The organism is Candidatus Zixiibacteriota bacterium (assembly GCA_029860345.1).
Lineage (GTDB): Bacteria > Zixibacteria > MSB-5A5 > GN15 > FEB-12 > JAJRTA01.
The window spans coordinates 45,743-71,028 of record JAOUBJ010000014.1 but is presented as its reverse complement, the minus strand read 5'-3'; the positions used below and the strand labels follow the sequence as shown (position 1 = coordinate 71,028).

The following is a 25,286-nucleotide window of genomic DNA, read 5'->3' as shown; positions in this document are numbered from 1 at the left end:
TCGCCTGCACGCCGCGGCGTGAGCCCGCCACTGGAATGCGGTAGTGCGGGTCTGTTTTCAGACCTGCCGAGAGAGTCAGGAGCACTGGGCTCCTGACCTACTGCGAGGATTGGCTGGACAATATGCGTCGATGTCACACCGAGCGCAGTCGTGGTGTGGGATAGGTCAGATAGATGGTTCACCCTTCGACTGCGCTCAGGGTGACAGGCAAGCCTGTTTTGCGCGCTCCGTGCGGTGGTGAATCTACCGCAGCTATAGCGAAACGGCTGGTGGGTCTTATGCAGTGTATTAAAGGTAGGGTGGGTCCGTCTTCGAACCCGCCGGGAACAAAAGTGAAGATGGATCCCCGCCTACGCGGGAATGACAGAAATATGAGCAGCATTTGACCACGAACACTGTGACTCGTTAGTATAACAGAAATGACCCCGTTGAAAAACTACAGTGTCGAACCGGACAGTCCGGAAGGTCCTGAGAGTTTTCTCGTCCGGCACCGCTGGTTGTTGATTATCGCCGGTCTGGCGTTTTTGGCTCGGCTGGTTTATCTGTTCGAACTCAGCTTGCAGCCCGGTTTCACAGCGCCGATGATCGATGAAAAGTGGCACTGGGAATGGGCTCAGGGTATTCTCAGCAAATCGTTTTGGGGCGAGGGGGCCTACTTCCGAGCACCGCTATATCCATACTTGTTGGCATTTTTGCACTTCATTACGGGTGGTTCGATATTCTTCAGTAAGCTGCTGCAATCGATATTGGCCTCCGGAACCTCTGTCTTTGTCTGCCTGATCGCAAGCAGGTTGTTCAACCGCATCACCGGGATAGTTGCCGGGATTGCCTATGCCCTGTACGGGCCATTGCTCTTCTATGAGACGATGTTCCTCATACCGGCGCTCTTTCTGTTCTTGATCACCTGGGGCATGTACCGGGTTGTTGAGTTTCGCCATGCGATGTCCGTGCGCAACTGGCTGGTGACCGGACTTTTGTTTGGCGTGGCCGCCCTGGCTCGTCCAAATATCCTGCTGGTGGTGCCGGTACTAATGGGCTGGCTGTACTTTGTTCGACAGTCTGAGACAGCTGCAACGGCTCGGTTGAAGCGACCTCTGGTCATGCTGATCGGCGTGCTGATAGCGGTGTTACCTGTCACCGTGCGTAACCTGATAGTGACCGGAGATCCCATACTAATCTCGTCGCAGGGTGGGATTAACCTCCATCTTGGCAACAACCAGGTAGCCGACGGTCTCACCATGATCATGCCGGAGGTTGACTTAAACGAGTCGGTAAGTTGGCGCGAGTTCGGCATAGTAACGAAAGCAGCAGCCCAGCGCGAAGCCGGACGCGAACTGTCTGAGGCCGAGCAATCCTCGTTCTGGACAGCCAAGGCGCTTAGTTTCATCGCGAACAATCCAGCCAGGTTCCTCGATCTCGTATGGAGAAAATCGGTTTACTTAGTCTGCGGTCTTGAAAACTCCGACAATTTGGACATCTATTACCAGCGCACCAAGTCGCATCTGTTGTCGGTATTGCTTTTCAAGATCGACAACTGGTTGTATTTTCCGTTTGGATTACTATTGCCGCTGGCCATGGTAGGTGTATATGTGCATCGAGCAAAGTGGCGTAATCTGGCGCCCGTATATCTGTTTTTGTTAGCCTACATACCGTCGATTGTATTGTTCTTGGTCACCGCTCGTCACCGTCTACCGCTGGTGCCGTTTCTGATCATACTCGCTGCGGCCGGTGTGGTGTCCCTGATTAAACGATCAAAACCGCTTCGGAAAAAGGAGTGGGCGGCGATGCTGCTGATTGGCCTGGCTGCGTTTTTCGTGAATCGCACTTATTACGAGTTGTCCACCGGTAGTCTTTTTCAAGTCCATTTCAACTCGGGCATTCAGCACGAAGCAGTCAAAGACTATGTCAATGCAGAGAAAGAGTACCGGCTGGCCGATCAGAGCTATCCGTATTCGCCTACTTTGATCAACAATCTGGGATTTGTGCAATACCGGTTGGGTATGGTCGATGAGGCGAGGGCGAATTTCCACCGCGGGTTGCGGCTCAATCCGGATCATGCGCCACTCTACAACAATCTCGGCTTGTTGGTAAGTGATGAAGGGTTCAGCGACTCAGCGCTCAACCTGTTAAGGATCGCGCTGGACAAGTACGACTCTTCTGTCACGATGCCGGCCGAGCTGGCTCAGGTCTGGCTGAACATGGCCGACGTTCACGAGGAAATGGTCGAACTGGACTCAGCCGCCGAGGCTTACCATAGGGCTATGGTCACGGCGCCAGAGTTGGGCCGAGCCTATTATAAGGGTGCAGCCTTCTACTCCCGACATGGTGGCCATCGCATCAGTGACAGTTTGTACAAAGAAGGCCAGCGTTATCTGGAGCTGTCATCGGTGGAGTACTTCAATTGGGGTTTGTCCTACATCAATCGACGACGGTTCACTGAAGGCTGCTCCAAAATGATGATGGCCCTGAAACTCAATCCGGACATGCACCAGGCTTGGTATTCTATCGGATATGCCTATTATCAAGCGGGCGAACCGAAAGACAGTGTCTATCAGTTCTTAGACCGCGCCCTGAAGATAGATTCCGCATTCCAGCCGGCTGTGAATCTGCGACAGGTTTTGGAACAACGGGGTTTCTGAGCGGCAACAGTCGCAGGGTAACGCACTTCGGCTGCGGTGGACTCATGGGCCGAAGGTCACACCCAGTGTGTTGCCTGTTTGTCTGAACTTCCTCTGTGCCGCGAGTTGTCTGGCGGTAGCTGGAGGTCCTACCACATCTTGCGAACCTTGGATTTCTCTTTGTCAATCTTCTTGCCCGTCAAACGTTCCCACAACTTTATGCCCGCCAGCTTTTCCACAAGGGTCGTCGGTTTCAAGAACGAATCTAACGATTTGTTGGTCCCTTCATTTGGAAACACAAATGACCACATGTGAAGAGTCCCGCTTTTGTTCTCGGCTAAGACTGACTTAAAATAGGCGTTTGGGACCGGTATGGTCACATCATTTGAGTCATCGGCACCTATGCTCTTGACGGGCTTATCGAAATAGAAGATGGGGCCGCAAATGACAAAAGTCTCAAGAATCTTAGACTTCTTGTCCAGTCTCCTGACCTCCGATTCCAGTTCTTTCCAAATGCCGGTATTGAAGTTGGGTTTCTGTGGTGACATGTTGGATAGTAGGAATGTCTCGCTGTTCTGCAAATCAGTTTCTCTCTGATTGGCGCTTGCAACGAGATGACCGCGATGATAGCCTGAGCCTTCATAGTCCACACGATCAGCACGAAACATTTCCGGGATTCGATAGTCTGAACGAAAGTTATCCAATCGTTCCACTTCGGTATTAGCCGTGTCTACGATTTCCAAAGCCCACTTGGCCTGGCGAAAATAATAGGAGTACCCCAGCACATAATACCTGTTGAACATTATCTGATCCGCTGCCGGCATTCCATATATGGTTTCACGCCTCAGATTCGGTAATTCCATCGAGATTCTCCTTCCGAAGTTTTCTGTTAATAACCCTAAGTCAACAATCGTCAGTATTCATGCTTCACGGACCCGGTTGTCGTCCACAATTCAGCCTTACCAGGTTTCAACAAATGGGGAAGCGGTGACGAATCGAAGAAGTGTTATCACCCCACCTTGCATAATATGTAATATCCAAGCCGGTCGCTCCATCCGCAATCGTTTTCTCAGCAAAACAGCATGTGTCCACAAACCGAAAAGGTCCCGACTTTCGTCGGGACCTTTCTCTCCTCACCAACCGGGGCATTCAAGTAGTGCGACCGCCATCATCACTACCTGAAGATCTCATAAATCGGCAGGTTTGCGGGCTTGCCTATTTAAGTGTTCGACTAACCCCGGAGCCAATAACATAAACAAACGGTGTGCCAAGCTACGCATCCAATTCACTAACGCATAGCCGGGCAGTCAGTTGCTTGGATGTTCACATCTGTGAACGCTCGTATGGAACATCAAAAAACGCAGAAGCTGCTGATTTTCGCGCGCAGAAACGTGCACCAGCGCAGAATTGGCGGCGATAAATCGCTTCTTTGGGCTCCGCGGCCATGAATGGCTCTCGCGCTTCGCGCACACTTCCCAACCTCGTATTGAGCGGAGTCGAAGCATGCGTTGTACACAATACCGTGCCCGCGTGATCTTCAGCTCGCGTGGGTGCCGTTGTGCGACCTCGCGCGACGGCTCTTTTTGGGTCTGGACTATTGGCGGACCTAACACAGGCAAGCTGTGGCTCTCGGCGGGTTCACGCCGCGGCGCGCAGGCGAAGACGGACCCGCCCTACTTCTCTGTGCGCACTTCAAGTCATACCGAGCGGAGTCGAGGTATGAACACAGTCGAAGTATAGGCATGTCGCATAATTTGCTTTGAGCCAAAGGTGTACGATATTATCTTCTTCCCAACGACGTAGCCGCCCGAGAAAACAGTGCTCGCGATCAAACGGCTGCGCGACAGTTCATCACGGCATCCGCCAGAGGTAGGGTTGATGGTCGAAGAGACTGATTACAAGTACGACGTTTTCATTTCGTACAGCAGCAAGGACCAGGAATGGGTGCGCGGGGAGTTGCTTGAGCGCATCGAGAGTGCTGGACTGACAGCGTTTATTGACCACCGTGATTTCAAGCCCGGAGCTTTGAACGTCAAGGAGTGCAAGCGAGGTGTGGTTGAAAGCCGCAAGACATTGGTGGTAATCACTCCTGATTACATTGAGAGCGAGTGGTGCGAATTCGAGGCCGTCATGGTTCAGACCCTCGGACCGGCGAATCGCGACCTCCGGCTGATCCCGTTGCTCAAAACGAAATCCGATAAACCGCTCGACATCGACGTGTACAACCACATCGACTTTACTGATGGTGCCGACCTTGACCTCGCCTGGCGGCAGCTACTGACTGCGTTGGGCAGGCCGCCGGAGCCGCCGAAACCGAAAGCACCGAAGCGCGACAATTGGTGCTTCGCACATACGTATCCGATGCCGCCCAACTTCACCGGACGTATCAGCGAACGCAGAATGCTGTCCGAATGGCTGAACGCTGACGAGGCGCATCCTTTGCTCAGTCTTCGGGCGCTGGGTGGCTTTGGCAAGAGCGCGCTGGTCTGGCATTGGCTGATGAACGATGTGAAGCCCACCGATTGGCCGCGTGTTGTCTGGTGGAGCTTCTATGAAAGTGAGGCCTCGTTCGATAGATTCATTGCCAGAACCTTGGGTTACATAAGCGGCGAGGAAGTCACGTCAGCAACTACAACCGCTAATGACATCGAGGCGCTGGTGGACGAGCTCCACAAAACTGGCACGCTGTTGGTGCTGGATGGTTTCGAGCGGGAGCTGCGCGCCTTTGCCGGGCTCAACGCGGCATATCAGGGTGACGGAGATAAGCCCAAAGAGAATGACACCGACTGCATCTCGCCACTGGCCGAGACTTTCCTGCGGAGAGTATCTACTCTGCCAAATATTCGATCTAAAGTCATGCTCACCACCCGGCTCTGTCCCAGCATTCTGGAGACCACAGGCGGTCAGTTTCTGCAAGGCTGCTGCGAAGAGGTACTATTACAGATGCAGCCTGATGATGCAGTGGCGTACTTCCGTGCTCGGGGCATACGTGGAGCGCGCGCCGAGATCGAGCAGGTGTGCGAACCATACGGTTACCATCCGCTCAGCCTGAGCTTGGTCGCAGGCGTGGTGGTGAAGAGTCTGCAGCAACCCGGCGATATCGCTGTCGCTAAGGAGTTGGACGTGGCAGGTGATCTGGTCGCGCGCCAGCATCACGTGCTGGAAGTAGCCTACGACTCCCTCACCTTAGAGCGAAGAGCGTTGCTCAGCCGTATAGCCTGTTTCCGCAGCCCAGTCACATTCGAGACATTAGAGGCCGTGGCGGTGGAGGCCGGAGAATCCACCGTAACTCTCGAAAGCGATCTGCAAGACCTGGTTGCGCGAGGGTTATTGCACCACGACACCGAGAAGAAACAGTTCGACCTGCATCCCATCGTTCGTCGCTATGCCTACGACCGGTTGGGCAAACTCGAACGCAACGATGCCCACACAAAGCTGCGTAGTTACTTCGCCGCCGTTCCCACACCGTCCGAGGTGACGACCCTGGAGGAACTGAATCCGGTGATCGAACTCTATCACCACACCGTCCGTGCCGGGCAGTTTGACGAGGCGCGCGCACTTTATCGGGATCGCCTCGCTGACCCAATCTATTTCCAGTTCGGCGCCTATCAGTTGGAGATTGACCTGCTGTGTGCGCTTTTCCCTGACGGCGATGACAGGCCTCCGTGTCTGACAGATGACAGCGCTCAGGGCTGGGTGCTGGGAGCGTTAGCGAACTCCTACGGACTCACTGGCCAACCGCGCCGCGCAGCATCGCTGTTTCAGCAGGACATAGCGATTTGTGAGAGGCAGGACGACAAAGGAAACCTCGCTACCGTCTTGGTGAACGTGGCCCACCGCCACCGCGAACTTGGCGCTCTGCAGGCCGCCGATACCAGTTTGCGCCGCGGCATCGATATCTGCCGGGAGATCACGGACGAGGGGAAAGAAGGGACGGGGCTTTACGAATTGGGGAGAGTGCTGGCAATCCGGGGTCAGTGGTCAGAATCTTCTGATGTTCTCAAAGCTAGCGAGGTAATCAAGAAGCGAGATGAGCACCTTCAGGCACAAGGTGTGATCTGTGCCTACCGTGCCCTGCGCGACTTACTGCGGCTTCGCTCAGAATCTGACTCGGTGAATTACTCATCGCAGTCTGCACTTGAATCGGCGCAACGAGCACTTAAGCTAGCGGATGAATGGCAGATACAGGTAGGGCGTCCTAACGCGCGCGACTACGTCCGGGCACACTGGCTGCTGGGCGCGGCACACCGTGTTGTTGGGCAGCTTGACGAGGCCGAAGGACACCTGCACGAGGCGCTGGAACGTTGCCGCCGCATCAACATGGTGGATCACGAGGCCGATATCCTGATTGATCTGGCGCGGTTGTGTGCTGCCACCGGCGATCCGAAGGAAGCAAAGCGGCTGGCGGAAGAAGCGCTGCTCATTACCAAGCGGAGTGGTTACGTCTTGCAAGGTGCGGATGCGCATCTGGAATTGGCCAAGCTCGCCCGCGACTCAGGCGACAAAAAGACCGCGCTTGAACACGCACAGAAAGCCCGTAAACTAGCCTATTGCGATGGGCCGCCCGATTATACCTACCATGCCGCGTACACCGAAGCTGGCAGGTTGTTGGAGGAGTTGGGGGAGTAGCGCGGCATCCTTCGACTCCGCTCAGGATGACATTGGTGGCGCGCGTAGCGCACAAGAACAGGCTTGCCTGTCCTTCGACTGCGCTCGGGGTGACACCCCGCGCAACGCGGGGTTTTTCGCGCTTCGCGCGTTGTCGGAACCACAGGGGGTTCCGACCTACGAAGAGAAGACTGGATTCTGGCCTTCGCCAGAATGACTCCATGGGGCAACTGGCGGGTTCACGCCGCGGCGCGCAGGCGAGGACGGACCCGCCCTACTGCGACCCCACGCGATCTGAAGATCACGCGGGCACAGATAGTGTGAGGGCGCTACCCGTTTTGCCCCCAATCACCCTCTACCTTTTTTCCTTGACTATAATTGAGGGCAATCATAGATTGGCTGCTGTTGTTTTGCACAACTACGAAGTCTGGCCCGTCTCTACATAGAGGCGTGCGGTGATCTGAATGTTTGACAGAGAGCCCAACTGATGACTTCACCACGGTCGGCGCCGGCGTAAGCTGGTTACTGACAAGACAGCGGAAGTTTGAAAGATACGTTTTGAACCCTCGCCGGCATAAGACCGACTATCCTCACATTCCAGGTATCGCCCTGGTGTTACTCATGTTATGGCTGGTCCCGGTCGCTGCCATGGCGAAGGCCGAGCCTGATTCCACCGAAATCGATTCTACTATGGCCGCAGCCGAAAGCGCAGCCGCGGATAACAAGCCGGCACCGGCCACAGAGATTACTGTCGCCGACACCGATAACGATGCCGGTGGCTCCATCACCGTAACCTGGGTGCGCTCGCCCGATGATCACGATGGCGGCAATGTCAGGCTGTATCGCATAATGCGGGCCGATGAAATCGACGGTCAACCGGGTCAATTCAGTGAAGACAGCCTGGTTGGCGATTCTCCGGCGGGCAGAGTTTTTTACGCCCACAACGACGGCAACGCGACCGATGGCAGGATGTACATGTACAAGGTTATCGCCGTCAGTCTCGTTTACGATGAAGCCGGTGACGTGCACGAGTATACTTCCGAGTCGGTCTCGGCCGGACCGATTACTTCATCGCAACAATGGTTTCACAAACAGCGCATCAATACACTGGTCGGTATGTTCCTCCTGACCACATTTATCATATTCTACATCTTTCAGGCCAAGTCCGGCAAGAAACTCTTCATTCGCAAAATCGCCGGTCTTGAGGCAGTCGATGAAGCTGTCGGCCGTGCCACTGAGATGGGTCGGAAAATCTTCTACGTACCTGGTATCGGCGATATGGATAATATGCAGACAATCGCCGGTGTTACTATTCTCGGTCGCGTGGCCGAGTTGTCGGCTGAATACGAGACTTACCTGGACGTGCCGGTCTGTCGTTCGATGGTTATGGTGACGGCGCGCGAAGTGCTCAAAGAAGCCTACTCCAAAGTCGGGCGTCCGGACGCATATAACGTCGATCAGGTGCATTACCTTACCGACGATCAGTTCGGCTACGCCGCCGGAGTGGACGGGATGTTTGTGCGTGAGAAACCGGCCACCGTGTTTTTCATGGGCCAGTTTTTCGCCGAGTCATTGATTCTGGCTGAGACCGGCAACTCCATCGGGGCCATTCAGATCGCCGGTACGGCCATGCCATCGCAGTTGCCGTTCTTTGTCGCGGCCTGTGACTATACTCTGATAGGCGAGGAGCTTTTTGCCGCCTCCGCTTATCTGTCGAAAGAACCCAAACTGCTGGGATCGCTCAAAGGACAGGATATCGGCAAGGCCGTTGTGTTGGGCGCCCTGGTGCTGGGTGTCCTGTTGGAAACACTGGGCGTCTGGCAACTATCCAATCTGTTTTCGGTGATTGACTAAATATGCGCAGAGAAGTTCCAATATTCATAACAGCCATTGTCGGCCTCGGGTTCGTGGTCCAGTATTTTATACCGCACTGGCCGTTCAGCAACATGAGTAACTGGTTCTCCGACTGGTTCTCTATTGTCCAGGCCTGTGCGATTATTCTGGGTGCGCTCAACCTGATGAAGATATCGATTCTCAAGGTATCCAGGATGAAAGCTGATTGGGGCTATGCGGCGGTGATCATAGCGACGTTTTTGTTGATGGTGATTATCGGATTGGCCGGCGGACGTGACTTCCGTAATCCCGGCACCCCCTTTGACTGGCTCTACAACTATACGTACATCCCGCTGTCGGCCACGATGTTTGCAATCCTCGCCTTCTATGTCGCTTCGGCTTCATATCGCGCCTTCCGGGCCAGGAACTTCGAAGCGACCCTGTTGCTGATCGCGGCCTTCTTTGTGATGATCGGACGGGTGCCGGTAGGGTACACCCTGTCGTCGTTCATGCCCGCCGGATATCAACTCTCCGATCTGGCCTCGTGGGTGATGAATGTGCCTCAGGCAGCCGGACAGAGAGCCATCATGATCGGCATCGGGCTGGGCATCGTGTCAACCTCGCTACGTATTATCCTTGGCCTGGAACGCTCCCATATCGGGGGTGGCGAGTGAGCACCCGTGTCAAGGAACTCATTGTCGTAGTTGGAGCCATCGTCTTTGCTCTCGTCTTCTATCTTAGAAAAGTGGGCGGTGGAGAGACGATTACGTTTTCGACGACCGAGTCGGTAATAGTGATAGCGCTCCTGGCCCTGTCGCTTCTGTGGATAATGATCCTGACCATAAAGGGACGCCTGATTGAGCGACGGATTGTGTTCCTATATGTAGGCATTGCGGTGGCCTTGCCGTTGTTCATGAGTATTTCTCAGAAGATTTCCATTTCGCCGGAAGTAAGAGAGCTGTACGATGCAGTCCTTGAATTGCCGGAAGGGTCGAAGGTATTGATATCGTTCGATTACGATCCGCCTTCGGGGCCGGAGTTGCAGCCGATGGCCGAGGCTGTTCTCAGGCTCTGTTTTCAACGTGACCTGAAGGTCATCATGATGGGTCTCTGGCCACAAGGGCCGCAGCAGGCCAACCTGGCTATCGAGAGGGTCTTTCAGGAACCGGAGATTGCGGCCAAAAACCTTCAGTACGGTGTGGACTATGTAAACTTAGGTTTTCAGACCGGTAACGAGTTTGTGATTCAGCGCATGGGCTCCTCGTTTGAGTCTATGTTCTCAAGCGACTACGAAGGCACGCCCTACGAAGAGATTCCCCTGGTAAAGAACGTGCGCAACTTCTCCAACATCGATTACTCCGTTAATCTCTCGGCCGGTTTCCCAGGCTCCGTCGAGTGGGTGCAGATAGCGGTCGACCGATATGGGGTCAGGCTTGGCGCCGGTAACACGGCGGTGCAGGCGCCCCAGATGTATGCCTATCTCGACGCAGGGCAGTTAATCGGACTGATGGGTGGGATGAGTGGTGCGGCCGAGTTTGAGACCCTGACCGAATACCGCGGCAAAGGCACCATATTTATGCTGTCACAATCGTTCGCACACGTAATCGTGATCGCTTTTGTGCTCATCGGCAACATCGCCTTCATTATGGGCGGACGTAAGTCAGCTTTGAAAGGATAGGGCAGAGGCAGTATGGAACATTTCGCCCTTTGGCTCGGAGCCTTTTTGACCCTCGGCATCCTTTCGTTTTTGTACAAGGACAACCCGTGGTATAAGCTGAGCGAGGCTATATTTGTCGGCATCTCGGCCGGCTTCTGGGTAGTGACGTTGTTCTGGGACAACCTTGTGGGTAAGTTCTGGGATGGTTGGCAGGATGAACCGATGCTGTGGGTAGGCATGGCTTTGGGAATCCTGATGATTATGCGGCTGGTGCCCAAGATCGGATGGATTTCACGTTGGCCGCTGGCCTTTATCGTCGGCTCGACGGCCGGTCTGTGGTTGATGAATTTCCTGGCCTCGAATATCATGGTCCAGACCCAGGCCACCATTATGCCGCTGCTATCCTCCGCATTTGGACAAGGATTCGATGCCGGTTTGGGTGCCATTATAAGTAATCTGGTGATAGTCATCGGCACTTTTACCGGGCTGGTATATTTCTTCTTTTCCAAAGAACACACCGGGGCATTTGGCGGTACCGCTCGCGTTGGAATATTCTTCATTATGATTACTTTCGGCGCTTCCTTCGGATACACCGTGATGAGTCGTATGTCGCTCTTGATCGGGCGGATCGATTTTCTGTTGGGCGACTGGTTGGGGATGATTGGATAGTGTCAGTTCGACAACCGACATTATCTCCCCGCTCTATCGTATCCATTACACTTACCCTTGGCATTCTGTTTGCAGCGTCCGGCCTCCAGGTGTTCGGCCAGACTGAACTGACCTTGGATACGACCCTGATTGTCGACAGCGCCGTGGTTGAAGCTGCGCCGGTGACATCCCTGTTGGTCGAAGACGGAGTGTATGATAACGGCGACTCGGTGAGGCTGTTCTGGGTTCCGTCCATTGACGACCAGATAGCAGGCAGTATTGTTGACGGATATCGGGTCTACCGTTCGGTCAACGGTGGTCAGGCAGCCCCCATTAGTGATCTTTTGCCGGGCGTGGCGAGTTTCACCGACAAAAATGTCGACAAAGACAGCACCTATACTTATTACATCGCCACATTGACCGAAAGCGGTGAGTATCCATCGGTTGTGACGAGGGAGATATCGCCCCAGCCGGAGTGGTTCAACTTTGCCCGACTCTCCCTTCTCATCATGGCCCTGATTATTGCAGGTGCCGTAATCTTCTATGTCGAGACCGCCAAGCGCGGCAAGAAACTGTTCGTGCGCAAAATCGCCGGTCTGGAAGCTATCGACGAGGCGGTCGGACGCGCTACTGAGATGGGTAGACCGGTGTTGTTCATTCCCGGCATTCACGATATGGACGATGTGCAAACTTTGGCTGCGCTGACCATTCTGGGAAGAGTCTCTCGAACCATCGCCGATTACGACAGCAAGATATTCATGCCGGTGGCTCGATCGTTGGTCATGACCGCGGCGCGCGAAACCATCAAGGCATCCTACCAGGCGGCCGGTCGGCCCGACGGTTATAGTGACGAAATGGTCAACTATGTGACGGATGAACAGTTCGGCTACGTTGCGGCGGTCGATGGTCTCATGGTTCGCGAGAAACCGGCCACCGTGTTTTTGCTCGGAGCCTTTTTCGCTGAGTCGTTGATTCTGGCCGAGACCGGAAACTCAGTTGGCGCCATACAGATTGCCGGTACTGCCCGTCCGGCTCAATTGCCCTTCTTTATTGCCGCCTGCGACTTTACCCTGATCGGTGAGGAACTGTTCGCCGCCTCCGCCTATCTGTCGGGTGAGCCGCGTATGTTGGGCTCTCTCAAGGGGCAGGATGTGGGCAAGGCGATCGCTATGGTTGCGATTCTGGCCGGTATGGTCGCGGTGACCACGTCTGAAGCCTGGGGCCTGGAGTATATGAAGGATTTACATCGATGGCTGATGTCGATGTTCGCAGCCGGTTAGAGAAGCTATGAGACAGCAGATACCACTTTTCATAACGTTTTTTGTCGGAGCCCTGTTGATTGTCTCGGTGTTCATCCCGCCGTTCGGCGATATGGAACGAACATTCACGCTGTGGTTTGATATCATTGCCGTCTTCGCATTCTTCCTGGGCGGCGGCAACCTGATTCGGGTGCACGTTGCCAAACTGAAAGCACGAAAGGAAGACTGGCCCTTTTCAATCGTGACACTGCTTGGATTCAGCGTGATGCTGGCGGCCGGATTGTTCAAGATAAACAACCCCGGCGACATCTCCTCAGCCGTGGACGCGCCCGGCTCACTGTTCTACGATATATTCAACTCCGTGATAATACCGCTGGGATCGACCATGTACTCGTTGCTGGCGTTCTTCGTCGCCTCGGCATCGTACCGTGCTTTTCGCGCCAAGAACCGTGAAGCCACCCTATTGTTGATAGCTGCCTTTGTCATACTGCTGGGACGCACACCTTTCGGTACTGCAGTAACCGGCTGGATACCGGACTCGGCATCAATTCTGCAAATCCCCAATTTGGCCATCTGGATTATGAACTCTCCCAACCTGGCCGGTCAACGCGCAATTATGATTGGTATCGGGCTGGGTGTGATCTCAATGTCGCTGAGACTCATCCTCGGCATTGAACGCTCCTATCTTGGAGGGGACAAGTAATGTATTCACCCGGAGTGCTGATATCATTGGTGGTTATTTTCGGCGGCTTGGCCTGGCTGTTTGTACGCTCGATCAAAGGTCGTGAAGTTGACCGTCGCGTCATCTTTGTGTTCATATTCCTGGCGGTGGCGGCGCCCATACTCTTTCCGATCACATTCGAAGAGCACGCCACGGCCGTGGTGAAAGGGCTGTATGATCGTATCGACACCCTGCCCGAAGGATCGCGCATACTGATTTCGTTCGACTTTGATCCGGCCATGGCGCCCGAAGTGCAGCCGATGGCCAATGCCATCTCCTTCCATTGTCTCGACCGAGGCCACAAGGTGGTCTTTATGAGTCTATGGGCAACCGGCCAGACATTGTTGACCGGCACCATACAAAACGTAATCCTGCCGGAGTTTCCGGACTTGGTTGACGGCGAAGACTATATTAGTGTCGGTTACAAAGCGGGCAACGAGGGCGTACTCAATGTCATCGTGTCCGATTACCGAAAGATGTTCCCCACAGATGTTAACGGCGTTCCTTTGGACAGCACCGAGATTTTCAAAGAGATCGGTTCATGCGCCGATTTCGATCTGATTGTTGCCCTGGGCGGGGGACGTCCCGGTCCCAAGGAGTGGGTGTTGTTCGTTGGTGATCCGGTCGGCGTACCAATCGGCGTCGGGGTGGCGGCAGTGGTGGCGCCGCAGTTGTACCCGTACTATCCACAGCAAATCATAGGTATCCTCGGCGGTGTCAAGGGTGCGGCCGAGTATGAAGAGCAGTTGTCCGGTAGCTATGACCGTTTTAGCGACATGGAAAAACCGGGGCTATCAATGATGGGGCCGCAGACATTGGCCCACGTCGTAATAATGTGCTTCATTGTCATCGGCAACATTGCCTACTTCCGAAGTCGCAAGGGAGGGAAGAGGTAGTGAACCGCTCGACCTGGATTGTAGTTGCCGTCGTTGTAGTACTGTTTGTGGTCAGTTGGGTGGTGCATGCAAGTTCCACTTCGGGTGAGGAGAACAACATAGCCAGGGCGTTCGGGGTGACGATGGCTGCTTTCCTGACGCTGGCCATTTTCTCGTTCCTATACAAAGACAATCCGTTTTACAAATTCGCCGAGCATCTCTATGTGGGTGTCTCGGCCGCCTTCTGGATGTGCCAGGGCTTCTGGTCGACAATTGTCGGCAACTTATTTCCACGGCTCTCCGAGGGCGTGTCTGAGTTTTTTCAGGTACCCTATCAGGCGAGCAACTGGAACTTTGCATATTGGACGCCGGTGATACTTGGGCTGATGCTCCTGATGCGCCTCTCCAAAGATTTTGGCTGGATGTCGCGCTGGCCGCTGGCTTTGATTGTAGGTACTACCGCCGGATTGAACTTTGTCAGGTACCTGCGCTCGGATTTCGTTAAGCAGGTGTCAGCGACTTTTGTGCCGCTGTTGGGTACCGCGAAAACGCATCCCTGGCTGGGCTTGGGCAACTTTTTCTCCAACCTGGATGCTTCCGCGACCGGCCAGTTGGTGGCCATGATGTCGAACTGGGTGATTTTCATCGGCGTGATCTGCGGAATTGTCTACTTCTTCTTTTCCAAAGAACATACCGGGATTTTTGGACGCGCTTCCAGAGTGGGCATCTGGGTGTTGATGGTTACTTTTGGAGCCGGATTTGGTTACACCGTGATGGGACGCATCTCGCTATTGGTGGGACGCATCACGTTCCTGTTCAAGGATTGGTTGCAAATAATATCTTAAACGATTCTCTCCATAGAGAGGGAGAAGCTTATGAAACATAAACTTCTGATAGTCGGTATGGTTCTGGTGTTCGGCTTGTCGCCGGTTTGGGCTCAGACGGAGCTCGATATGGCCGACAGCACAGTGGTCGATTCTGCTGAACTGTATCCAGCGGCGGCGGCGGATATCAAAGTCGTCGACAAACCGAACGATCATGGCCATGCTGTTGTCGTGACATGGGAAACCTCAGCCGACGATGGCGGCGGCAAAAACAACGTGCTGCACTACGAGATCTATTATAGTACCTCGTATGACGGCCCCTTCGACAGTGTCGGGGCATCACCGGCCGGTGAAAGCACCTTTGTGCACATTGGATCGAAAGACCCCAATGACGGAAACTTCATTCCAGACCACACCGACTTGTTCTACCAGGTCGATGTCGTCACGATTGACCCGGCCATCCGCACCGCCTCGGGCGTGCAGGGTCCGGTTCAAGCATCGGGCCAATGGTTCAACACCGGGCGCTGGCCGGTTTTGATTGCGGTGCTCCTGTTCGGAATCCTGACCATCTATTTTGTATTGAGCGCCCGCCGTGGTCGGGAGTTCTACATCAGACCCATCGGCGGAATTGAGGCGGTCGACGACGCTATTGGTCGCGCTACTGAGATGGGCCGTCCAATTCTCTACGTACTGGGCTTGGGTACGGCAGCCGATGTTGCAACGATAGCCTCGTTTACCATCCTGGGGCGCGTGGCCAAACGAGTGGCCGAGTATCAGACCGAATTGATCGTGCCCACTTATGATCCGATTGTAATGTCGGTCGCACAGGAGGTTGTTAAGTCCTCCTACTTCGATGCCGGTCGGCCCGAGGACTACAAAGAGGACTGCGTGCACTTTGTAACCCAGTCACAGTTTGCGTATGTAGCCGCCGTGAACGGTATTATGCTAAGGGAACTGCCCGCCACCTGCGTGTACATGGGTAAGTTCTTTGCCGAGTCTCTGCTTCTGGCCGAGACCGGATCGTTGGCCGGCTCTATTCAGATATCCGGCACCGACGAAATCGCTCAGATACCGTTCTTCATTGTAGCCTGCGACTATACTCTGATCGGTGAAGAATTATATGCTGCCTCGGCCTACCTTGGTCGGGAACCGAAGCTCTTGGGATCACTCAAGGCCCAGGATGCATTGAAAGCGGCGGTGGTTGTATTAGCCATTGCCGGTTTGTTGGCGGCTAATCTTGGCTGGACTGAGTTCCCGGCCATATTTCAGGTCATAGACTAAGGAGGTCAAGATATGAGAAGACAATTACCGTTCGCTCTGGTCTTTATCTTTGGCCTCTTCATGATTTTTCAATTCTTCGTACCGCACGAAAAATCAGAAGCGGCCTATGAATTCCTTCTCGACTGGATAATCGTGATCGGCATATTCGCCCTGGCCCTTGGTATCTGGTCGCTTTTCAAGGTCTCAGTTGAGAAGATCAAACTGGGAAAAGAGGGCGCCCAGTACTCCTATCTAACGCTGGTCGGACTGTACTTGATGGTGGCTTTCGGCTTCACGCAGCAAACCGGCGAGGGTTGGGGTCTGTACTTCTTGTGGCTGGTATTGTGTTCGGCCTGTATTGTAGGGCTGATGAGACTTCGAGCCGCCACCAATTCAGGCGAGAAGCGGATGTGGGGCATGGTTTCCATTGGCTTGTTGATTGCCGCCGTGCTGGTGGCCATCTTCGATGACGCCTGGGCTTTCTTCCTTTACACACCGGAAGGACTTGAGAACTCAATGTTCCGCGCCTTCTTCGACTATGTCATGATGCCCATCCTGGCCACCATGTTCTCGCTGTTGGCTTTCTATATCGCTTCGGCGGCCTACCGAGCCTTCCGGGCTCGTAACGTACTCGCATCGCTCTTGCTGTTGGCCGCTCTCCTGGTGATGTCCAGGTTCAATCCGTTCATCCCCGGCGCCGAGTATGTGGCCAAAGCCTCCAACTGGTTGATGAACGTTCCCAACCTCGCTGCGCAGCGAGCCATTGTGGTGGGTATCGGCCTTGGCATTGTGGCTACCGCGCTGAAGGTCATTCTCGGCATCGAACGCGGCTACATGGGGAAGGGATAGGAGGAGCCATGGAAACATTTGAAAAACTAATGAAGCTGGACCGACGTTGGGTCTACCTCCTTTTGATCATTGTCTGCGTTTGGGCTTATGCTTCGGATTTCACCGTGCCGATTCTGGTTGAACCGGAAGTAGCAGTGATCTACAACCGAATCGATTCACTTCCGGAGGGTTCGGTAGTGTTGGTGGCAATCGACTACGATCCTAACAACCTGGCCGAGTTGCATCCCATGACCTATGCCATTGTAGAACACTGCTGGCGAAAGAAGGTGAAGACGATATTCACCTCGCTTTCGCAAAACGGCCCCGGCATGGCCGACCAGGCGATCCGGGATATTACCGACAGCCTGAGCCGCGACCATGAATACAACGGCATAGAATTCAAGGGGCGCGAGATCGTCAATGGTGTGGATTACTGTTTTCTGGGTTATAAACCGTATTACGCGATCGTGATACTTGGTATGGGGCAGGCCTTCAAACTGCCTTTCCCCACCGACTATTATGGCACGCCTCTCGACTCGGTCCCGATGATGAAGGACATCATCAATTATGGTCAAGTCGATCTGGTGGTGGACATCTCAGGCGGCAACATTACCGACGCCTGGATAGCCTATGGCCAGAGTCGCTTTGGATTTCCCTTGGCCCTCGGCCTGACCGGGGTTATGACGGCGCAGTATTATCCCTTTCTCGGAAGTGGCCAGGTCATAGGCATAATGGGGGGGTTACTTGGCGCCGCCCAGTATGAGGAATTGGCCGACAATCCGGGCAGAGCAAAAGATGGGATGCGTGTTCAGCTTCCCGCTCACATAGTGATTATCATCTTCATCATCATGGGTAACGTCGGATACTTTGCCAATCGTCGACGATTGAAAAAAGAAGGGGGGGCAGTATAATGACTTTTCTTCATTTTCTGGGCTTGACCTTTGGCGTCTTTGTAACACTGGGCACATTATCCTTCCTGTACAAGGATAACCCGTTCTACAAAATCGCCGAACACTTGGTGGTCGGGGTGTCCGCCGGATACTTTGTAATAATTCTCTGGCACAACGGCCTGGTGCCGAAACTGTTTCAAAAACTGGCCGACGGAGACTGGTATTACGGCTTCATGAACGCCAGCCATTGGGAGTACATCATACCGGCTATTCTCGGTGTAATGATGTTTACTCGTTTCTCCAAGGACTACTCGTGGTTGTCGCGCTGGCCGATGGCCTTGTATATCGGCATCTCGGCCGGGCTGGCGATTCCTTTGGAAATGTCCACCAAGGTCAACAAGCAACTGCATGCGATGATGGTTGAGATCGACTGGGTGAACTTTACGGGCCACGATGGTTTCAATCTGCTTGATATCACCAGCGGATTGTCACAGGTTTTGATTATGATCGGAACTATGTCGGCCATCATCTACTTCTTCTTCTCCAAGGAGCACACCGGCGCCTTTGGCGGTATTGCCAAGCTTGGTATCTGGGTATTGATGATAGGTTTTGGCGCCTCGTTTGGATTTACGGTGATGGCGCGCATCTCGCTCTTCATCAACCGCCTTCAGGATACTTTCGCATGGGGGAATACGGCTTTCGATGCCACCAATCAGAACTACAACGCCGGGTTCCCGATAGTCTTCTGGTGTTTTGTGGCCTTCGTGGTTGGCTATATCATCTACGAGATCGTCAGCCACCTCAGACGACCGGCGTCCGCCTCTTAGGGCAACAACCATACCTATATGAATCCCACCCTGCTTCTGGCCGGGTGGGATTTTTTGAATTATACTGTCTCCTGATAGTATTAAATTTATGTCAAGTTAAAACTTGACGCTCGTTATCACATCCAACCTTCTTAAGGTGATATGCGTATAAAGGATACAGGTAACTCAGAATCTACTGGTGTATGTAGGAGTTTGTTGGTGATCGAGGTAAGTGGTTGCTCGACAAGCCATTACGGCGCCCCCGGCCGGCCCGCATAAATCGTTGATACTGCCCGCGATACGAAAACTGAAAATGTTGCGACTCGTAACTGCATAGGAGGTGACATCTTAAGATAAACTTTTTTCGAAAAAATCGAAGAAATCACTTGACATACAGGTAATTCTTTCCTATTGTCGCTGCTGGAGGAACCAAGGCCATTGGTGGTGAACTCAGAAGGGTTGGGTAGCCTTTCTGGAACACATGGAAAGTGAGGTAGGTAATGGCTCGGACTAAGAAAACCACCCCAGCCACACCCAGCACTGACTCCAGTGAGCAACTTGACGCGGCCAAGAAAAGGGGCTCAACAAAGGGAAAGCTGTCAACCGCGGAGGCTCGAAGAGAATACCAACGAAGGTATTATCAGATGCACAAAGAAAAAGCAAAGGAATACCAGAGGCAGTACAACTTGACTCATAAGAAGAAAGCTCGTGGTGGGCGGGGACGTTCCGGATTTACTGCACCCAGGGAGGTAGTGAGAACCACCTTCAACACGACTGATCTTATGCATGCCCCTGTTGAAAAAACTATCCGTATCCTGGAGAAGATAATCAAGGGCGAACGTTTCTTTACAATGTAAACCCTGGAAACAGTTAGACTTATGACGATTGGGAAGTTGCTGACTTCTCAATCGTTTTTATTATGTTGCTCAAACGGTCGATTTTGGGTACCATAACGCCAAATGTGTGGATGGACGGATAAGAGGGAGTCTTTATGTCCAATAAAAAGACCACTAAGACCAAGGCAGCAGGTAAGAAAAAAACCGCTTCGACCAAAGCGGCCAGTAAGAAGAAGGCCACTGCAACTGAAAAAGCAGGCAATAAAAAGACCACCGCAACCAAAAAGGCAGGTAAGAAAAAGGCCGTGACAACCAAGGCGACCACCAGGAAGAAGAGCTCTGTCAAAAAGACAGTGGCAAAGAAGAAAGTCCCAAAGAAAGCTCAGAAGAAAGTTCAAAAAAAAGTCGTGAAAACAGCAGTAAAGAAAGTAACAACTCAGAGAAAAACAAAGAGCGTACCCAAGCAGCCTGTGAAGGCTGCTCCCAAAGGTAAGTTCTGCTATTCCTTCGGCGGCGGCACTGCCGAGGGCAATGGCGATATGCGCGACCTGCTGGGCGGCAAGGGAGCCGGCCTGGCTGAAATGACCAATGCCGGAATCCCTGTACCACCCGGGTTCACCATAACCACCGATGTTTGCAAGCTATACTATGAAAACGCGCTGGAAGTGCCAAAGGCGCTGGAGCATGACCTGGAAACTTACATGGCTAAAGTCGAAAAGGTCATCGGCAAGAAATTTGGCGATCCCTCAGATCCTTTGTTGGTGTCGGTTCGTTCCGGTGCGAGATTCTCCATGCCGGGGATGATGGATACGGTCTTGAATCTTGGCCTTACCGAAGAAGCGGTGAATGGACTGGCTGAGGTCAGCGGAAACATGCGTTTTGCGCTGGACAACTATCGACGTTTTATTGCCATGTTCGGCAATGTTGTCATGGGTATTGACAAGGATGTCTTCGAACATGTCATCACCAAAACCAAGACCGAGAGACGCATCAAGCAAGACAGTTCATTACAGGTCAATGATCTCAAGAACATCGTCAAAAAATACAAACAGATTATCAAGCGCAAGACCGGTGAATCGTTTCCGCAGGATCCTTACGAACAGTTACGTATGGCGCGCGATGCCGTATTCCGCAGTTGGAACAGCCCGCGCGCAATCTCATATCGTCGCATAGAGAACTTGCCGGGCGATCTGGGCACGGCCGTCAATGTGCAGGCCATGGTCTACGGCAATATGGGCAACGACTCGGGCACCGGCGTGGGATTCACTCGTAACCCGGCCACCGGCGCCAAGGAGTTCTACGGAGAGTATCTGCTGAATGCCCAGGGCGAAGATGTCGTGGCGGGCGTCCGTACGCCCCAGCCGATTAAGCAACTGAACGCGGAGATGCCTGATGTCTATAAGCAATTGAAGACGATCACCGGCCGACTTGAGATGCACTATCGTGATGTACAGGATTTCGAGTTCACGATTGAACGCGGCAAGCTGTATATGCTCCAGACCCGATCCGGAAAACGCACTGTTCAGGCTGCCATTCGGATTGCCGTCGACATGGTTGCGGAAAAACTGATTACAAAAGACGAAGCGATCATGCGGATCGATCCGCAAGCGCTCGATCAACTGCTCCATCCCAGTCTTGATCCCAAGGCAAAGTTTGATGTTATCGCCGTGGGCCTGCCTGCCTCGCCCGGAGCTGCCTCTGGAAAAGTCTATTTCACCGCCGAGGAAGCTGTCAAGCAGGGAAAGAAGAAGTCGGTCGTGCTGGTGCGCGAAGAGACCAATCCCGACGACATCGAAGGCATGCACGCCGCTGTGGGTATTCTCACCGCGCGCGGTGGTATGACCTCGCATGCCGCGGTGGTGGCTCGGGGCATGGGCAAGTGCTGTGTCTCAGGCGCCGAAGCCATCCGTGTCAATGCTGCCAAGAAACGCTTTCAGATCGGCAAACTGATCATTAAAGAAGGCGAGACGATAACACTCAATGGGTCCAGCGGTGATGTAATCCTTGGTGAAGTGCCTACTATAGAACCTGAGTTGTCCGGTGAGTTCTCAACCTTCATGGAGTGGGCCGATGAGATCCGCACCCTTAAGGTTCGAACCAATGCCGATACACCGCGCGATGCCCTTCAGGCGGTTAAGTTCGGCGCCGAGGGTATCGGCTTGTGCCGGACTGAACACATGTTCTTTGCCGAGGATCGGATACCCATCGTTCAGGAAATGATCCTGGCCGACTCTGTTGAAGATCGTCAGGCGGCTCTGGATAAACTGCTGCCGATGCAAAAAAAGGACTTCCAAAAAATCTTCATCGCCCTTGAGGGCAAACCGGTCACGATCAGAACTCTGGACCCACCTCTTCATGAGTTCCTCCCGCGCAAGGCGGAAATAGACGCCAAAATCGCCGGTCTGGACAAGAAAACCGACGAAGAGTACGAAGAGAAGCTGGAGGCCTTCGAGAGAATCATCCAGCGTATCGACGAGCTTACGGAACTCAACCCCATGCTTGGTCATCGAGGCTGTCGTCTGGGCATTGTGTATCCGGAGATAACTGAGATGCAGGTGCGGGCAATAATGGAAGCGGCCTGTGCCGTGGCCAAGGACAAAAAAGAGGTGCATCCGGAGATAATGATCCCTCTCATCGGGCATGTCAATGAATTCAAGCACCAGAAAGAAGTAGCTCAGCGCATTGCCAACCAGGTTATTGCCAAACGTAAGATCAAGGACCTGCAATACCTGGTCGGGACCATGATTGAGATTCCGCGCGCCGCCCTGACCGCCGACGAAATCGCTGAGGAGGCGGAGTTCTTCAGTTTCGGCACCAATGACCTGACTCAGATGACTATGGGTTTCTCACGCGATGACGCCGGGAAATTCCTGAGTCATTATGTCGATCACGGCATTTTGCCCAGCGATCCGTTTATCACTATCGACCAGAAAGGCATCGGTCAGTTAGTGAGAATGGGGCATGATAAGGGGGTTTCGGTAAGGTCGGATCTAAAGGTAGGTATCTGCGGCGAACATGGTGGAGACCCGGACTCGATTGATTTCTGTCATCGGGTCGGACTTGACTACGTGTCCTGCTCGCCGTATCGCGTGCCGATAGCTCGACTGGCGGCGGCGCAGTCGACTCTGCGTTGGAGTACTACTTCCTCTAAAAAGAAGAAGTAGCCCTCCAGGCCGATGGGTCAATATTACCGGTGGGTCCTTGCTGAACGACGTTTTGTTGCCATCCGTTGGTCACATGATCCTTCGGATTACACAACATCGGTCCATCCAACCTACATCTCGCAAGTTTCGCTTGACTTTTGCCGGGCAGGGCGTTCATTCAGACGTGATTTGAGTGGTTGGATTGGTGCGGAATCATTGGCATTCCGACTGCGTTGAAGGGCCTGATCAGTCCTCGTCCGGCAGTGCACCAAGTGATATGTTAGGGTCCATCAGGCGATGAAACAACAGTTGGATGCGATTTTCAGGCCGCGATCGGTGGCTGTGATCGGGGCTTCTACACGTAAAGGATCCATCGGGCGAGAGACTGTGCGCAACATGCTGTTGGCCGAGTTCAACGGCAAGGTCTTTCCGGTAAACCCCAAGGCGAGTGTAATCCTCTCAATCAAAGCATACTCCACCGTTCTCGATGTCCCCGACGCGGTCGATCTGGCCATTATCATTGTCCCCAAGGGGGACGTCAGAGAGGTCGTGGCACAGTGCGGCGAGAAGGGTGTCAAAGGCGTCGTCGTGATCTCGGCCGGTTTTTCGGAAGTAGGTAAAGAGGGAAAAAGGAGGGAGATGGAGGTTCTGAAAGTGGTTCGTGAATACGGAATGCGTATGATCGGACCCAACTGTTTCGGAATCGTCAACACACATCCCGACGTATCTCTCAACGCTACTTTTGGTAAGACCTATCCCATGTCCGGCCGAATTGGATTCATAACTCAGTCAGGCGCTATGGGCGAGGCTATCGTGAATGTCGCACACGATTTGGGGATTGGTTTCTCGATAGTGGCGTCAATCGGCAACAAAGCAGATATTTCATCCAATGACATGCTCGAATACCTCAAGACCGATCCCGACACCGACGTTATTCTGATGTACCTTGAGAACTTCGGTAATCCACGCAATTTCACCAAGATTGCTCGCGAGGTAGTCCGGCACAAGCCGATCGTGGCGGTCAAGTCCGGCCGTACCAAGCTGGGCGCCAAGGCGGCCTCTTCGCACACCGGCGCACTGGCCGGGCTGGACGTTGGTGTTGATGCCTTGTTCGAACAGACCGGCGTCATGCGCGTGGATACGGTTGAGGAACTTTTCGATGTCGCCCAGGCGTTGACCCGCCAGCCTCTGCCCCGGGGTAACCGGGTCGCTGTGGTGACCAATGCAGGCGGGCCGGGCATTCTGGCTACCGATGCGCTGATCAACAACGGAATGGAGATGCCGGCGCTGTCATCGTCCACCGTGAAAATTCTAAAAAAACATGTGTCGGCTGAAGCATCGTTCGCCAACCCCATGGACATGGTGGCCGGCGCCGGTGGGCGGGAGTTCGAAATCACGCTTAATGCCGTGAAAAACGACCGTCGCTACGATTCCATCGTGACCATAGTGGTGCCGCCGGTGACTATCGACCAACTCGATGTGGCCCGTTGCATTCGCAAGGGTCTGGAGGGAACAGACAAAACATTGGCCGCTTGTTTCATGGGCGTGGGACTTGAGTCGGTCGGCATGAACTATCTTCGAGAGCACGGCATACCGGTATACATCTTTCCGGAAGCAGCGGCCAAAACATTGTCGAGTATGCACAAATATCGCCAGCGCATGCTGCATCCCCGCGGCAAGGTCCGCACTTTCAAGGTCGACGAAGCCACGGTGGAGAAAATCGTCACGCGGGCGGAAGCCAACGGAAGTGAGGCCATTGTAGGCGAGGACGCAATTGACATTTTGCGCGCCTATGGTATCCCGGCTGTGCCGTATAGATATGCTTTTAGTCCCGATGAAGCGGTCAAGGCGGCTTCCAAGCTCGGATTCCCTGTGGTGATGAAAGTCAATACACCGCCTGTATTGCACAAGACCGAGGTTGGCGGTGTCATGGTGGATCTCCGAACCGGCAAAGAAGTCCGCAAGGCGTTCTCGGTTCTCAAACAGCGCATACTTGACCACGGAGAAGAGGGCGAGTTCTCGGTGGCTATGCAAAAGATGATATCCGGTGGGATTGAAACCGTGATGGGTATGTCGACCGATCCGCAGTTTGGGCCGCTCATCATGTTCGGATTAGGTGGAATCTACGTGGAGATAATGAAGGATGTATCTTTCCGCATCCTGCCCCTCACCGACCAGGGAGCGCGTGACATGATTCGTTCGCTCAAGTCATTTCCGTTGCTGGACGGTTTTCGGGGAGCGCCATCGGTAGATCAGGATGTCATCATCGAAACGTTACTCAGGCTGTCGCAATTGGTCAGGGACTTTCACGCTTTTTCGGAAATCGATATTAATCCATTCATTGCCTCCCCGGACAAAAAACAATGCGCAGCCGTGGATGCACGCTTTATTGTCAGGCCATCAAGGAGTTGACACAGACGGATGAGAACGCCATGACTTGCAACAGACGGACGCATAGACGGCTGCGGCACGGCCCTACC

At 53.7% G+C, this 25,286-nt stretch carries 18 protein-coding genes; 17 read left to right on the top strand and 1 reads right to left on the bottom strand.

Annotated elements, in window-relative coordinates:
* The first annotated feature begins 419 nt into the window (after positions 1–419).
* Positions 420–2,639: a tetratricopeptide repeat protein gene (locus OEV49_13820; GenBank protein MDH3892151.1), complete on the top strand. Its 2,220-nt coding sequence runs from the start codon at positions 420–422 to the stop codon at positions 2,637–2,639.
* 128 nt (positions 2,640–2,767) lie between these two features.
* Here the strand turns inward: OEV49_13820 and OEV49_13815 are convergent, their stop codons facing one another.
* Positions 2,768–3,481: a DNA/RNA non-specific endonuclease gene (locus OEV49_13815; protein ID MDH3892150.1), complete on the bottom strand. Its 714-nt coding sequence runs from the start codon at positions 3,479–3,481 to the stop codon at positions 2,768–2,770.
* A gap of 955 nt (positions 3,482–4,436) precedes the next feature.
* Between OEV49_13815 and OEV49_13810 the strand changes: the two genes are divergently transcribed.
* The 16 genes from OEV49_13810 to OEV49_13735 all read left to right on the top strand — a co-directional run bounded on the left by OEV49_13810 (position 4,437) and on the right by OEV49_13735 (position 25,218).
* Positions 4,437–7,247 carry a toll/interleukin-1 receptor domain-containing protein gene (locus OEV49_13810; protein ID MDH3892149.1) on the top strand — a complete coding sequence of 937 codons (2,811 nt, stop codon included), beginning with the start codon at positions 4,437–4,439 and terminating at the stop codon, positions 7,245–7,247.
* Between the two features lie 600 nt (positions 7,248–7,847).
* Positions 7,848–9,080 carry a hypothetical protein gene (locus OEV49_13805; protein ID MDH3892148.1) on the top strand — a complete coding sequence of 411 codons (1,233 nt, stop codon included), beginning with the start codon at positions 7,848–7,850 and terminating at the stop codon, positions 9,078–9,080.
* A 2-nt stretch (positions 9,081–9,082) separates the two neighbouring features.
* Complete coding sequence (locus tag OEV49_13800; GenBank protein ID MDH3892147.1) at positions 9,083–9,733, top strand: hypothetical protein; 651 nt, start codon at positions 9,083–9,085, stop codon at positions 9,731–9,733.
* The gene (locus tag OEV49_13795; protein ID MDH3892146.1) at positions 9,730–10,737 is read left to right on the top strand and encodes a hypothetical protein; all 1,008 of its coding nucleotides are present in this window, start codon (positions 9,730–9,732) and stop codon (positions 10,735–10,737) included. Before OEV49_13800 ends, OEV49_13795 begins: the two co-directional genes overlap by 4 nt.
* A gap of 12 nt (positions 10,738–10,749) precedes the next feature.
* A complete protein-coding gene (locus OEV49_13790) occupies positions 10,750–11,385 on the top strand; it encodes a hypothetical protein (protein MDH3892145.1) in 636 nt (211 codons plus the stop codon).
* A complete protein-coding gene (locus OEV49_13785) occupies positions 11,385–12,644 on the top strand; it encodes a fibronectin type III domain-containing protein (protein MDH3892144.1) in 1,260 nt (419 codons plus the stop codon). Before OEV49_13790 ends, OEV49_13785 begins: the two co-directional genes overlap by 1 nt.
* A gap of 7 nt (positions 12,645–12,651) precedes the next feature.
* Entirely contained in the window at positions 12,652–13,326 is a 675-nt protein-coding gene (locus tag OEV49_13780; protein MDH3892143.1) for a hypothetical protein, read from the top strand.
* Positions 13,326–14,240, top strand: a complete 915-nt coding sequence (locus OEV49_13775) for a hypothetical protein (GenBank protein ID MDH3892142.1) — start codon at positions 13,326–13,328, stop codon at positions 14,238–14,240. Before OEV49_13780 ends, OEV49_13775 begins: the two co-directional genes overlap by 1 nt.
* Positions 14,240–15,064 (top strand): hypothetical protein, encoded by an 825-nt coding sequence (locus tag OEV49_13770; GenBank protein ID MDH3892141.1) that lies wholly within the window; start codon positions 14,240–14,242, stop codon positions 15,062–15,064. The genes OEV49_13775 and OEV49_13770 overlap by 1 nt, the downstream gene beginning before the upstream one ends.
* Positions 15,065–15,094: 30 nt before the next feature.
* On the top strand, positions 15,095–16,324 hold the full coding sequence (locus OEV49_13765) for a hypothetical protein (GenBank protein ID MDH3892140.1): 1,230 nt from the start codon (positions 15,095–15,097) through the stop codon (positions 16,322–16,324).
* 12 nt (positions 16,325–16,336) lie between these two features.
* A complete protein-coding gene (locus OEV49_13760; protein MDH3892139.1) occupies positions 16,337–17,152 on the top strand; it encodes a hypothetical protein in 816 nt (271 codons plus the stop codon).
* 8 nt (positions 17,153–17,160) lie between these two features.
* Complete coding sequence (locus OEV49_13755) at positions 17,161–18,042, top strand: hypothetical protein (GenBank protein MDH3892138.1); 882 nt, start codon at positions 17,161–17,163, stop codon at positions 18,040–18,042.
* On the top strand, positions 18,042–18,848 hold the full coding sequence (locus tag OEV49_13750) for a hypothetical protein (protein MDH3892137.1): 807 nt from the start codon (positions 18,042–18,044) through the stop codon (positions 18,846–18,848). The genes OEV49_13755 and OEV49_13750 overlap by 1 nt, the downstream gene beginning before the upstream one ends.
* 479 nt (positions 18,849–19,327) lie before the next feature.
* A complete protein-coding gene (locus OEV49_13745) occupies positions 19,328–19,684 on the top strand; it encodes a hypothetical protein (protein MDH3892136.1) in 357 nt (118 codons plus the stop codon).
* A gap of 134 nt (positions 19,685–19,818) precedes the next feature.
* A complete protein-coding gene (gene ppdK, locus OEV49_13740; protein ID MDH3892135.1) occupies positions 19,819–22,827 on the top strand; it encodes a pyruvate, phosphate dikinase in 3,009 nt (1,002 codons plus the stop codon).
* Positions 22,828–23,103: 276 nt separating this feature from the next.
* Positions 23,104–25,218, top strand: coding sequence for an acetate--CoA ligase family protein (locus tag OEV49_13735; protein MDH3892134.1), 2,115 nt, complete (start codon positions 23,104–23,106; stop codon positions 25,216–25,218).
* Positions 25,219–25,286 lie beyond the last annotated feature (68 nt).